Origin of the sequence: Pseudoxanthomonas sp. GM95 (assembly GCF_900109775.1) — a bacterium.
GTDB lineage: Bacteria > Pseudomonadota > Gammaproteobacteria > Xanthomonadales > Xanthomonadaceae > Pseudoxanthomonas_A.
The window spans coordinates 494378-507509 of the sequence record NZ_FOAX01000002.1 but is presented as its reverse complement, the minus strand read 5'-3'; the positions used below and the strand labels follow the sequence as shown (position 1 = coordinate 507509).

7 protein-coding genes are annotated in these 13132 nt (G+C 65.8%); 4 read left to right on the top strand and 3 right to left on the bottom strand.

Features of this window, described 5'->3' with window-relative positions:
- Positions 1-260 precede the first annotated feature (260 nt).
- The 4 genes from BMZ17_RS10365 (at position 261) to glp (ending at position 5976) form a co-directional block, all read left to right on the top strand.
- On the top strand, positions 261-3158 hold the full coding sequence (locus tag BMZ17_RS10365) for a TonB-dependent receptor (protein ID WP_093138506.1): 2898 nt from the start codon (positions 261-263) through the stop codon (positions 3156-3158).
- A 107-nt stretch (positions 3159-3265) separates the two neighbouring features.
- Positions 3266-4009, top strand: a complete 744-nt coding sequence (locus BMZ17_RS10360; RefSeq protein WP_093138505.1) for a FadR/GntR family transcriptional regulator — start codon at positions 3266-3268, stop codon at positions 4007-4009.
- Positions 4010-4097: 88 nt separating this feature from the next.
- On the top strand, positions 4098-4730 hold the full coding sequence (locus tag BMZ17_RS10355; protein ID WP_093138504.1) for an NTP transferase domain-containing protein: 633 nt from the start codon (positions 4098-4100) through the stop codon (positions 4728-4730).
- Positions 4723-5976: a molybdopterin molybdotransferase MoeA gene (gene glp, locus BMZ17_RS10350; protein WP_254775271.1), complete on the top strand. Its 1254-nt coding sequence runs from the start codon at positions 4723-4725 to the stop codon at positions 5974-5976. Before BMZ17_RS10355 ends, glp begins: the two co-directional genes overlap by 8 nt.
- Positions 5977-5997: 21 nt before the next feature.
- Here the strand turns inward: glp and BMZ17_RS10345 are convergent, their stop codons facing one another.
- The 3 genes from BMZ17_RS10345 to BMZ17_RS10335 all read right to left on the bottom strand — a co-directional run bounded on the left by BMZ17_RS10345 (position 5998) and on the right by BMZ17_RS10335 (position 13082).
- Complete coding sequence (locus tag BMZ17_RS10345) at positions 5998-8292, bottom strand: FdhF/YdeP family oxidoreductase (protein WP_093138503.1); 2295 nt, start codon at positions 8290-8292, stop codon at positions 5998-6000.
- 83 nt (positions 8293-8375) lie between these two features.
- Positions 8376-9908, bottom strand: coding sequence for a tryptophan halogenase family protein (locus tag BMZ17_RS10340; protein ID WP_093138502.1), 1533 nt, complete (start codon positions 9906-9908; stop codon positions 8376-8378).
- 123 nt (positions 9909-10031) lie between these two features.
- Positions 10032-13082, bottom strand: coding sequence for a TonB-dependent receptor (locus BMZ17_RS10335; RefSeq protein ID WP_093138501.1), 3051 nt, complete (start codon positions 13080-13082; stop codon positions 10032-10034).
- Between the last annotated feature and the right edge of the window lie 50 nt (positions 13083-13132).

Below are 13132 nucleotides of genomic sequence, written 5' to 3'. Positions count from 1 at the left end.
AGTCCAACTTTTGTCTAACTGGAAAACATAATTGGCGCATTTTATTGCTGCAGTTGCACATATTTATTCGCTTTTATTGCCAGACCAATAGACCTTAGTAGTGTTTCGAACCAATTGGTTGACATGGCGTAAAACTCGGTGAAATCTGCCGCCGGCCCGATGCACGTCGGGCATCACTCTGGGAGGAGATCACCATGCGGCACCATTTCGGAGGCCCGGCTCACGGGCGCATCCGTCCCACCGCGCTCTGCAGCGCACTGATGTATGCCCTGTTCGCGACCGCCAGTGGCTCGGCCCTGGCTCAGACCGCTGCGCCGGCCAATCCGCCGGCCGCTGCCACGGCCGACGCGCCGGCGCAAACCGCGACCACACCCGAGACCCCCTCGCAGGCCGGCGATCCGACCACCCTGGACCAGGTGCGGGTCACCGGCGTGCGTGCCTCCATCCAGTCGTCCATCGACAAGAAGCGCGACGACACGGTGATCTCCGACGTGCTTTCGGCCCAGGACATCGGCGACCTGCCGGCGCCCTCGCTGGCCGATGCCATCGAGACCCTGACCGGCGCCGCCTCCACCCGCGACAAGACCGGCGCCTCGGAAATCTCGATCCGCGGCCTGGGCGCGTTCCTGAGCAGCACCAACTTCAACGGCCGCGAGATCACCAACGGCAGCGGCGACCGCTCGGTCAACTTCAACATGTTCCCCGCCGAGCTGATCAACACGGTGGCCATCTACAAGACCCAGCGCGCGGACCTGATCGAAGGCGGCGTGGCCGGCACCATCGGCCTGGAGACGGTCAAGCCGCTGGACTACGGCAAGCGCGCCATCCAGCTCGACGCCAAGGGCACCTGGGCCGAGTACGACAACAAGTTCCGCGACAAGGACGGCATCGGCTGGCGCGGCACCGGCAGCTATATCGATCAGTTCGAATTCGAGAACGGCGGCAAGCTGGGCGTGTCGCTGGGCATCCAGGCGCTGGACGGCAGCGACCCGGAAGAAAGCATGACCAGTGGCTCGACCTGGTATGCCTGCGATGGCACCCAGATCAACTACACCGGCAACTGTGCCGAAGTGGACGGCAACCAGGTCGCGGCCGGCGCGCCGTATTACCTGGCGCCCAGCAGCCGCATCTACCGGCTCAAGCAGGAGCGCAACGATCGCCAATCCGAATTCGCGGCCGTGCAGTGGCGTCCCAACGACGTGGTCGAACTCAACGTCGATTACGAACACACCGACCGCAACTGGCATGAGAACCGCTCGGACCTGAGCCTGTCCAACACCCGCCGCTCCATCAACGACCGCGTGGTGGACGAGAACGGCGTGCTGCAGAGCTTCTCCGGCAGCACTTCGATCGATTCGACCTCGACCAAGTACGACCGCAACGAGGAATACACTGGCGGCGGCGTGAACCTGATCCTGCGTCCGTCGGCCGCGTGGGAAATCTCCACCGACCTGTCCTACTCGCACACCCTGCGCCAGGACACCCAGCGCATCACCCGCCTGCGGGCCAATCGTGCCGGCATCAACGGTGTCGTGCCCGGCATCAGCAGCGGCACCACCGGCTACGTCAACTACGACTGGGTCAAGGACGGCGACATCCCCAGCATCTACCTGGACCCGGCGTTCGATCCCAACAATGCCGATGCCTACACCGGCGCGGCGCAGGTGAGCTCGCGCGAGACCGACAACGAGCACACCATCAAGACCGCGCGCTTCGACGTGAGCTACATGCCCGAAGACGGCTTCCTGACCAAAGTCAAGGCAGGCCTGCGCGCCTCGGAAGCCGACTACACCTACTTCGACAACACCGTCACCACCGCCATCGCCTCAACGGGCGCGGGCCGTGCGCAGATCATCGCGGCCAACCAGGCCTGCCGCACCGCGTTCCCGCAGAGCGACTTCCTGGAAGACGGCGGCAGCGGCAACACCATCAGCAGCTGGGCGTACTTCGACCCGAGCTGCCTGTACGAAACCCTGACCGGCAGCAGCGACCTCAACATCGATACCAACCGGGTCGATCCGAGCAACGTCGATGTCACCGAAAAGACCAAGTCGCTGTACCTGATGGGCGAGTTCCGCAGCGAGCTGTTCGGCATTCCGTATTCGGGCAATGCCGGCGTGCGCTGGGTGAAGACCGATGTGCGCTCGGCCGGCGCCCGCACCGACCTGGTCATCACCAACAACGGCGATGGCACCATCAGGCTCGACTCCACCGGCAACTACCAGACCAGCGTGTTCAAGGCCGGCAACGACAAGCTGTTGCCCAGCATCAATGCCGCCTTCGAGGTGCACCCGGACCTGCTGCTGCGCGTGGGCGCCTACCGGGCGATGTCGCGCCCGGACATCGCCGCCCTGGGCGCCGGCCGCACCATCACCGTCGTCAACGACGAGAACTACGCCAACCTGGCCGACGCGCTCGATGGCATCACCGCCGCCGGCAACCCTGCCGCCGAGCCGCTGATGTCGTGGAATGGCGATCTGTCGCTGGAGTGGTACCCCAACGCGGACACCATCCTGGCCGGCGCGCTGTACTGGAAGCAGTTCAACGGCGGCACCCAGACCGCGCTGGTCAACGAGCCCTACAACATCAACGGCCAGAGCGTGATCGTGCCGGTGCGCCAGGAAGTGACTACCGACGAGAAGAGCACGCTGACCGGCTTCGAACTGAGCGCCTCGCACCGGTTCTCCTACCTCCCCAAACCCTTCGACGGCCTAGGCTTCAAGGTCAGCTACAACTACGCCGACGCCAACTACGAAACCCAGGACCCGCGCCTGGGCGAACAGGTCGACACCGCCACCGGCATCGTCACCCCGGCCATCGTCGAAACGGCCGGCCTGAGCGGCTTTTCCCGCCACGTGTTGTCCGGCTCGCTGTACTGGGACATCGGCAAGTTCAGCATGCAGGCCATCGGCAAGTTCCGCTCGCACTACTACCAGGACTTCACCGGCAATGCGGCGCAGCAGAACAGGTATTACGGCGACAACACGGCGGTGGATTTCCGCACCAGTTACCGCTTCAACAAGCACCTGTCGATGTCGCTGGAACTGATGAACCTGACCAACGAAGCACGGGTGGCCTACCAGCCCAGTTACGGCAACTTCCGCGAATACGTCACCTACGGGCGCCGGGCGTACCTGGGTGTACGATATCGCTTCTGAAAGTAGCGGCGCGGCCCCCGGGCTGCGCCGTTTTTTTGAGCCACGGTCGCGTCTTTGGGCATCATGTGCCCCACGCCACCGGACGCCAACGCACAGGTCCTGCACGCATGTCGGAGAATCGCCTCTACCAGTCCATCGCCACCGAGATCCTCAAGCTGATCGAGGCCGGTGAATTCCCGCCAGGCTCGCGCCTGCCGGGCGAGCGCGACCTGGCCGAACGCTTCGGGGTCAGCCGGGTCACCATCCGCGAGGCCGAGATCGCGCTGGAAGCGCAGGGCTGGATCGCCATCAAGACCGGCTCGGGCGTGTACGTGCGCGCCAAGCCGTCGGCCGCGACCGGCGCCCTGCCCGACGTCAGCGCATTCGACCTGACCGCCGCGCGGATCATGATCGAGGCCGAGGCCGCCGCCTTGGCTGCCAGCCGCATCACCGATACCGAGGTGATCGAGCTGGAAGGATTGCTGGCGGCGATGATCGACCCGGCCGCCAGCGAAGCCGAACACAACGAGCACGACCGCAAGTTCCACCTGGCGATCGCCCGCATCTGCGGCAATCCGGTGGTCGAGTACTGCATCCAGCAGATCTGGCGCATGCGCACCGAGCTGCCGCGGGTCAAGCAGGTCTATGCGCGGGTCTGCCACGACGATGGCGCTTCCAAAACCGACGAGCACACCGCGATCCTGGATGGGCTGAAGGCGCGCGACCCGGCTGCGGCACGCACGGCGATGCGCGAGCATTTCCAGCGCCTGTTCGAAGCGATGCTGGAAGCCACCGAAAGCGAGGCCCTGGCCGAAATCCGTCGCCGCACGCAGGAAGACCGCGAGCGCTTCCTGGCCACCACGCGGATCTGATCGCCCGGAGCGGACCGGCGACGGGCGCCGGTCCATGCGACGTTCGCCGCATGGTGCGCACACATCCCGGCGCTACCATCCGGTCGAGATGAGCAACGCCGCGCCACCGACGCCTTCTGCTGCCCTGCCCGTGCTGCATGGCCTGGTGTTGGCCGGTGGTCGCAGCGCGCGCATGGGTCGGGACAAGGCCGCGCTGCGCTATGGCGTGCAGCCTCAGCTGGAAGCCGCGTTCGCGCTGCTGCAACCGCTGGTCGAAGAGTGTTACGTGTCGTTGCGCGCAGACCAGCAGGACGAGCCGCTGCGTGCGCGCTTTCCGCAGCTGATGGATACGGCTCCCGGCATCGGCCCGGCTGCCGGCCTGCTGGCCGCGCATGCCCATGCCCCGCAGGCCGCCTGGCTGGTCGTGGCCTGCGACCTGCCCTGCCTCGGTACGGACACCCTCGATGCGCTGCGTGCGGCACGTGATCCGGCACATGCCGCCATCGCGTTCCGCAGCGAACACGACAGCCTGGCCGAACCGCTGTGCGCGATCTGGGAACCGATCGCCCTGCAGCGACTGCAGGCGCAGGTCGCGCAAGGCCGTTATGGACTGCGCAGCGTGTTGGCTAGCGATGACGTGCACCTGCTGCGCCTGCCGGTGGCGCATGCGCTGGACAATGCCAACACGCCCGAGGAACACGACGCGCTGCTGCTTCGCAGGAAGGCACCCGGTCATGACTGATCCCTGTCACATGCAAGGGGGTCTGTTGCGCCATGCCGACGCGCTGGCGCGGCTGCTGGCCGCGGCGCCAGCGCTATCGAGCGAACAGTGCGCGGCGCCCGAGGCGGGCGGGCGCGTGCTGGCCGAGGATCTGGTCGCCCTCGCGCCACTGCCGGGCTTCGACAACGCGGCGATGGATGGCTTCGCCCTGCACGCCGACGGACAGCCGTTGCGCGCTGGCAGCGTGATCGCCATCGCCGGTACCGTGGCAGCCGGCGATGCGCCGCCGGATCACGTGGCGCCCGCCTGGGAAATCATGACCGGGGCGCCGCTGCCACCCGGCACCGACACCATCGTCCCGGTCGAACACACCGAACGCCTCGACGCGCTGCACCTGCGGCTGCGCGAGGACGTGCGCCCGGGCCAACACCTGCGCCACCAGGGCAGCGACCTGCAGCCCGGCGAACGGCTGGCCCGCGCGGGCCAGCGCATCGACGCGACCCTGCAGATGCTGCTGGCCGCGCAGGGCATCGCACGCGTACAGGTGTGTGCGCGTCCGCGCGTGGCGATCCTGAGCACGGGCAAGGAGCTGGTCGACGATGCCGAGACCGCGCTACGCCCGGGACAACTGCGTGCCTCCAACGGACCGTACCTGGCCGCCGCCCTGGAAGATGTCGGCGCATGCGTGGTGGCGCATCACACGCTGGGCGACGATCCGGAAGCCTTCATCACGCGACTGGAGCAGGTCGCCACTGGCGCCGATCTGGTGCTCACCACGGGCGCGGTGTCGGCCGGCATCCACGACTTCATTCCGCAGGCCTTGCGCAGCGTCGGTGCGACGCCGCTGTTCCACAAGACCGCGATCCGGCCGGGCAAGCCCTTGCTGGCCGCACGGCTTCCTTCCGGCGTGCTGGTGCTGGGATTGCCAGGCAATCCGGTCGCCACGGCAGTGGGATTCCGTTTCTTCGGCGTGCCGCTGCTGCGCGCCTGGCTCGGGCTTCCGCCCGAACACCCACTGCGCGCGCGCCTGAGTGCCGCATGCCAGGGACGAGCCGGCTTCCGCCAGTTCCTCAAGGCGCGCGTCACCCATGATGACGCCGGCCAGCTGCAGGTCCAGGTGCTGACCGGGCAGGAATCGTTCCGCATCGGTGCGCTACTGGAGGCCAACGCCTGGGCGGTGATCGATGAAGACGCGGGGCTACTGCCAGCCGGCGCGGCGATCGATGTCATGCCGCGCGATGCGGGCGGAGCCTGGCGGCTCGATTGAGCGCGCGTGGCGCGCTTCAGCTCACGCCGCGCGACTGACCTGCACCGGCACCGATTTGTAGGTGGGCGTGCCCGACTGTGGATCGTGGCTGTCCAGCGGCACCAGGCAGTTGCCTTCCGGGTAATACATCGCCGCGCAGCCGCGCGGGATGTCGTAGGCCACCGCGGTGAAATTGCGCACCGTGTGGCCATCGTCGGCGATGCCGGGCATGCGCGAGGCCACATCGATTGCGTCGCCGTGTTCCAGCCCCATCGCGGTCAGATCGTCGCGATTGAGAAACACCACATCGCGCCGCCCGCGCACGCCGCGATAGCGATCGTCCAAGCCATAGATGGTGGTGTTGTATTGATCGTGCGCGCGCAGCGTGGTCATGGTCAGCAGGCCCGCCGGCGTGGGCGCGTCCTCGGCCAGCCCGGGCGCAACCAGGAAGTGCGCCTTCGCGCCCGGCCCACCCCAGTCGCGCGTCGAGGCGCCCACCGGCAGGCGGAAACCACCCGGCACGCGGATGCGCTGGTTGTAGTCCTTGAAGATCGGGAACACCGCCTCGATGCCGTCGCGGATGCGATCGTAGTCGTCGACCAGATGCTGCCAGTCCACCTTCGAGTCCGGCAGCAGCGCGATGGCCATGCGCGCGACGATCGCCGGTTCGGACAGCAGGTGCTCGGACGCCGGCGTCAGCCCGCCCTGCGAGGCATGCACCATCGACATCGAATCTTCCACCGTCACCGACTGCAGGCCACTGGCCTGTTCGTCGCGCTCGGTGCGGCCCAGGCACGGCAGCAACAGGACCTCCTTGGCAGGAATCAAATGCGAGCGATTGGGCTTGGTCGCGATGTGTACCGCCAGATCCAGCGTGCGCATCGCGGCGAAACACGCCTGCGGATCGGGCATCGCCACGGCCAGGTTGCCGCCCAGCGAGACCAGCGCCTTGGAGCGGCCATCGCGGATCGCGCGCAGCGCCTCGACCGCGTCATGGCCGTGGGTGAGCGGAAATTCGAAGCCGTAGGTGTTGCGGATTCCATCGGCCAGCGCCTGGTTCGGCTTCTCGGTGATGCCAACGGTGCGATCGCCCTGCACGTTGGAATGGCCGCGGATCGGCGCAATGCCGGCGCCTGGCTTGCCGATGTTCCCGCGCAGCAGCAGCAGGTCCGCCATCAGCTGCACGTTGTGCGTGCCGCCCTGGTGCTGGGTCATGCCCATGCCGTAACAGATGATCACGCGCTCGGCCTTGGCATAGACCTGGGCCGCGGCCTCGATATCAGCGCGCGACAGGCCGGAGACGCGCACGATGTCGTCCCAACGCGTGGCTTCAATGTCGGCGCGCAGCGCGTCCAGGCCATCGGTGTGCTGTTCGATGAAGGCGCGATCCAGCAGGCCGATGCCGCCTGCGGCGATCTCGGCCGCGTCGGTATCGAACAGCCACTTCATCATGCCTTTGAGCAGCGCCGCATCGCCGCCGACCTTGACCTGGTAATAGGTCTGCGCGATCTGGGTGGCGTGGTTGGTCAGCATCTCGGCCGGATGCTGCGGTGAGACGAAGCGCTCCAGACCGCGCTCCTTCAACGGGTTGACCGCGATGATCGGCACGCCGCGCTTGGCGATGGCGCGCAGCGTGGTGAGCATGCGCGGATGGTTGGTACCGGGGTTGTGGCCGAAGCTGAAGAGCGCATCGCAGTGATCGAAGTCTTCCAGCGTCACCGTGCCCTTGCCCACGCCGATCGACTGCGGCAGGCCGACGCTGGTGGCCTCGTGGCACATGTTGGAGCAGTCGGGGAAGTTGTTGGTGCCGTACTCGCGCACCATCAGCTGGTACAGGAACGCCGCCTCGTTCGACGCACGGCCCGAGGTATAGAACTCGGCCATGTCCGGGTGCGGCAACGCCCGCAGCGCCGTACCGATGCGCGCGAACGCGTCATCCCAACTGATTTCCACGTAGCGATCGCTGGCGTGGTCGTAGACCATCGGATGGGTCAGGCGGCCGACGTCTTCCAGCTGGTGATCGCTCCATTTCCACAGCTCGGCTAGCGTGTGCCGGGCAAAGAAGTCCGGCGTGGCACGCTTGGTGGTGGCTTCCCAGCTCACCGCCTTGGCGCCGTTCTCGCAGAATTCGAAGGACGAGGTGTCCTTGGGATCGGGCCAGGCGCAGCCAGGGCAATCGAAGCCAAGCGGCTGGTTGACCCGACGCAGCGCCGAGGTCTCGCGGCCCACGCCCATCTGGTCCTTCAACGCCTTGGCGACCGCCCGCAGCGCGCCCCAGCCGCCGGCAGGGCCGTCGTAGTCCTGCACACCGGGGATCTGGACGTCGTCGTTGCTCATGGGCGCACCTGCGCGAACTGCGGATCAGGGTCACGATGCTGCCACAGCCAGTCTCACCCGACAGTGGAGGCGCTGGCGACGCCTCAGGCCGCGCTCATCTGCATGGGCGCGGCAGCGCAATAGCGATCGATGAACTGCTGGTGGCCAGGCATGGCATCGGCGCAGTGGCTGAGGGTCTTTTCGACGCTGGCCATGAAGCCCCTGAGGTCGGCCTCGGGCACCTGGTCCACCAGCGGGTGATAGCCGCGCGGCACGATGCCCTGCCCGATCATCACCTGCACCCAGCTGATCTCCGCGAACATCTCATCGCCATTGCGGTAGAAGCGCCCGCTGTCGCGGAACAGGTCCAACGTGTCCTGCAGTTCGGCCGGGATTGCCATATCGCGGCACTGGCGCCAGAAACTGGTGTCATCGCGCTCGGTGGCGTTGTAGTGCAACACCAGGAAATCGCGGATGCGCTCGAACTCGAACGCCAGCCGATCGTTGTAACGCTGCACCAGCACCGGGCTGATGCCCTCGCGCGGGAACAGCTCCAGCAGCTTGGAAATCCCCGACTGGATCAGGTGGATGCTGGTCGATTCCAGTGGCTCCATGAAGCCGCTGGCCAGGCCAAGCGCGACCACGTTCTTGTTCCAGCAGGCCTTGCGCCGCCCGGTGGTGAAGCGCAGCGGACGCGGATCGCCCAGCGCCTTGCCATCCAGGTTGGCCAGCAGCGTGGCGGCCGCCTCGTCATCGCTGAGATGCGCGCTGGAATAAACGTAGCCGTTTCCGGTGCGGTGCTGCAGCGGGATGCGCCACTGCCAGCCGGCCTCGCGCGCGGTGGCGCGTGTGTATGGCATTGGCGGACCGACCTTCTCGCAGGGCACGGCCAGCGCGCGATCGCAGGGCAGCCAGCGGGTGTAGTCGTGGTAACCGGTGTGCAGGGTCTGTTCGATCAACAGGCCGCGGAAGCCGGAGCAGTCGATGAACAGATCGCCGGTGATCTCGATGCCATCCTGCAAGCGCACCGACAGCACGTCGCCGGATTCGGAATGCTGTTGCACAGACTCGACAATCCCTTCGACCCGACGCACGCCGCGCTGTTCCGAATAGCCACGCAGGAAGCGCGCATACAGCGCCGCATCGAAGTGATACGCGTAGGCGATGTTGGCCAGTGGCGACTGCGGCGGCACATCGCTGGCCGAGGTCATGAAGCGGCCGCGCGGCGCGGCGATGGTGTTGAGCGTGTACTGGCCGAGCGGTTTGGCCCAGCCGGCGTGGTGCGCCTTGATCCAATACTGGTGGAACGGCAGCAGGCCGAGCATGTGCCCGATCTCGGTGCCGAAGCCGTGGATGTAACTGGCGCCCTTGCGGCGCCAGTCGACGAATTCGATGCCCAGCTTGAAGGTGCCCTGGGTCTGGCGGACGAACTCGGCCTCGTTGAGGCCAAGCAGGTTGTTGAAGGCCTTGATGTGCGGAACGGTGGCTTCACCGACGCCGACGGTGCCGATCTGCTCGGACTCGATCAGGGTGACGTTGTAGGTGGGTCCCAGCACGCGCGATAGCGCGGCAGCCGCCATCCAGCCCGCGGTGCCGCCGCCGACGATGACGATGTTGCGGAGGGAGGAAACGCTCATCTGCAGCCCTTGTTCGCACGCGATTGCGCGCACCTTGCCACTGAAAGACGAACGGGGCCAGATGGCCCCGTTCGGATGGAGCACGCAGGCCTGGATCGCCGGCCTGCGTGGTGTTGCGGTGGATCAGAACTTGGCGCCGATCTCGAAGGTCACGGTACGCGGGAAGTAGTTGATGTCACCGGTCTTATTGATGGAGATGTTCGGATCGAACTGGCCGTTGCTGCCGAAGCTGTTGTACGAGTAGGCCGAGTAGTTCTTGAAGTCGAACGCGTTGAGCAGGTTCAGGCGCGCGGACATCTTGAAGTCACCAGCGATGGTGAAGTCCTTGCTGGCCTGGAAGTCCACCGTGCGATAGCCCCAGATCTTGCCGCCCACCAAGAACGCGCCGGCACCCGGTGGCGTGGCCGCCACCTGCTGGCAGGTCGCGCCGTGGCTATCGGTGTAGCCATAGCAGGCGATGGTGTTGATCGGCTCAGGCGTGGCCAGGACCAGCTTTGCGCCGAACGTCATGCCCCAGAAACCGTCAATGGAACCCGAGGCGACAAAACGGTGTGCCGCCACGGCGTCGGACTTCACGAACGGATAGTCGCCGATGGTGCCCTGGTCGAACGCGAACGGCTCGTCGATGTTGCGGTTCTGACGGGCGTTGGTGTGCGTGTACGACAGAGTCAAGCCCCAGCCCGATTCCTTGGTGTACGGCTTCTCTGCCGACAGCAGGACCTGCGTGCTGCGCGACTCCAGGCCGTTGTTGCCCATGATGGTGTTGTTGTAGCCCGGGACCGGCTGGCCCCATGGCGCGCTGCCGTTCTGGAAGTAGTCGCCGTTCGGGTAACGGTTGACCAACGTCATCGCGAAACCGTCGTAGCTCAGATTGCGCTGCAGGGTGACGTCGGTCAGCCAGTCGCCGACCTGGTTGGCCACACCGATGCTGAACTGGTCGCTGTACGGGGTCTTCAGCTTGTTGTTGAACACGAACAGCTCACCGCTGCCGCTGACGCCGGCGATGGCGTTCAACTCATTGATGTCCTGGTACTTCGGATCGTAGGCGACGCAGGTGCGATCCGGGCGATAGCAGCCATTGGTGCTGTTGGGGTAATTGCCCTGGAAGAACACGGCCACCGGCGACAGCGCCGCCTTGCTGGTTTCATACGCCAGCTGCTCGAACAGGTTGCGGTCGTAGGAACGGCCGGCACCGCCGTGGATCACGCTGCTCTCGTCGCCGAACATGTCGTACGAGAAACCGAAGCGCGGCTGCCACGCATCCTTGAAATTCTTGCGGTTGTGGCCGGTGGAAATGTAATCGTGGTAGTCCAGACCGCTGGCCGCCAGGCGGTTGCCCCAGGGATTGCCAAAATTAGCTGATGCTGGATCAGTCTCCACCGCGTTGAGTGCATCGACGAAGGCCTGCGAGGTCACGAAGTCGGTGTAGGCCGGGTTGTCCTCGTAGTCCCAGCGCACGCCGATGTTCAGCAGCAGCTTGTCGGTGACGGCCCAGTCGTCCTGCAGGTAGATGCCGTACTGCTTGGCATCGGTTTCCACCAGCGCCTTCTGGCCCGGAGTGGCGAACGGCGAGTAAAAGTCAACGCGGTACGGCGTCGTCGCGACACCGTTGGCATCAACCGCATAGCTGAACTGCGGGTTCAACGAAGCTGCATCCTGCGCGGTCAGGGTGATGGACTTGTAGTTCACACCCATCTTGATGGTGTGCTCGCCATGCCAGTCGAAGCTGGTGAAGGTCAGGTCATCCTGCACGCTCCAGCCATCCTGGCTGCGACGCTGCAGGCTGGCGCCACCGGCCGGGCCAGTCGACAGGAAGGTGTACTCGTCGATGTCGGTCGAAGGGGCCGCACGGTAATTCAGATACACGTAGTTGGCGCCCGGGCCGATGCCCATCGGCTGCGGATTGTTCTCCGAATTTTCCTTGGAGACGATCAACTCGTTGTACCAGGCGTCGGCGCTGTGCTGCCAGCGCAGGGACACACGCTTGTCCTTGTTGATCTTGTCGGTGCCATGGTCGGTGGCGTTCTGGCCGCCGACGTTGTCCACCTGGGTTTCATCGCGGTACTGGGCCGACAGCTCGACGCGATCGTTGTCGGTGACTTCCCAGTCCAGCTTGCCGAAGTACAGGTCTTCGGTGAACGGCAGGTTGGCCGCGCCGTACTGCGAGGACAGGTTGGACGGCAGGAAGCCGACGTACTGTGCGGACTGTGCGCTGGGCTGGATCGAGCGCGGCACCACGTTGTCCTTGCCTTCATAGGCAAAGAAGAAGTGCATGCGGTCCTGGATGATCGGGCCGCCGATGGCGAAGCCGTATTCCTTCACCTGCGAGTCGACCTTGCCGCTGTCTTCGTCCGGACGCTTTTCGCGCAGGTCCTGGTTGGTGAAGCGGTAGAACGCCTCGCCGTGCAGTTCGTTGGTACCGGACTTGGTCGCCGCGGTCACTGCCGCGCCACTGACCTGGCCGAACTCGGCCTTGTAGTTGGAGGTGATGACCTTGTATTCGCCGATGGCCAACTGGGGGAACGGATTGCCCTGGCTGTCGCTCTGGCCGGCGATGCCGCCCTTGGCGACATAGCTCTTCTGGCTGACGCCGTCGATGTACAGGTTGCCGGCGCTGGAGTTGGAGGCGCCGCCGCGCAGGGTGGTGTGACCCTGGGCGTCGACGTTGAACACCATGCCCGGTACGGTGTCGGCGAACTCCAGGAAGTTGCGCGTCGCCTGCGGCAGCTGCTGGATCTGACGCAGCGAGATGGTGTTGCCGACTTCAGACGTCTTGACGTCGCGGGTCAGCGGCGCGGTCACGCGAACCGAGCCCAGCGTGGTCGCATCACCTGCTGGTGCCGAGGTCGGCGATTCAAGATCCACGGTCGAGGACGAAGCCACCTGCAAGGTGACATCGCGCGTCACGCCGCCGGCTTCGACGGTGTAGGCGCCGGGCTGCAGGCCCACCACGGTGTAGTTGCCGTTCTGGCCGATGACCGCACGACGCACCGAGCCGGTGGCCTTGTTGGTCACGGTGACTTCCTGGCCGGCATCGGCCGAGGTCACGGTACCGCGCAGGATCGAGGTGGAGGTCTGCGCGAAGCTCGGCACGGACGCGGCCATGCAGCCAGCCAACGCGATGGCCAGCACGCTACGGGACGGGGTACGACGGAATGAACGCTTGCTCTTCATGACTTTGCCCTCCTTAGGGCAGTCGGAACACTGACTTGGGACGTCTCTAT

What these genes read in the sequence shown, in the direction of transcription:
- BMZ17_RS10365 (WP_093138506.1), top strand. Translation starts at nt 261, where the DNA reads ATGTATGCCCTGTTCGCGACCGCCAGTGGCTCGGCCCTGGCTCAGACC.
- BMZ17_RS10360 (WP_093138505.1), top strand. Translation starts at nt 3,266, where the DNA reads ATGTCGGAGAATCGCCTCTACCAGTCCATCGCCACCGAGATCCTCAAG.
- BMZ17_RS10355 (WP_093138504.1), top strand. Translation starts at nt 4,098, where the DNA reads ATGAGCAACGCCGCGCCACCGACGCCTTCTGCTGCCCTGCCCGTGCTG.
- glp (WP_254775271.1), top strand. Translation starts at nt 4,723, where the DNA reads ATGACTGATCCCTGTCACATGCAAGGGGGTCTGTTGCGCCATGCCGAC.
- BMZ17_RS10345 (WP_093138503.1), bottom strand. Translation starts at nt 8,292, where the DNA reads ATGAGCAACGACGACGTCCAGATCCCCGGTGTGCAGGACTACGACGGC.
- BMZ17_RS10340 (WP_093138502.1), bottom strand. Translation starts at nt 9,908, where the DNA reads ATGAGCGTTTCCTCCCTCCGCAACATCGTCATCGTCGGCGGCGGCACC.
- BMZ17_RS10335 (WP_093138501.1), bottom strand. Translation starts at nt 13,082, where the DNA reads ATGAAGAGCAAGCGTTCATTCCGTCGTACCCCGTCCCGTAGCGTGCTG.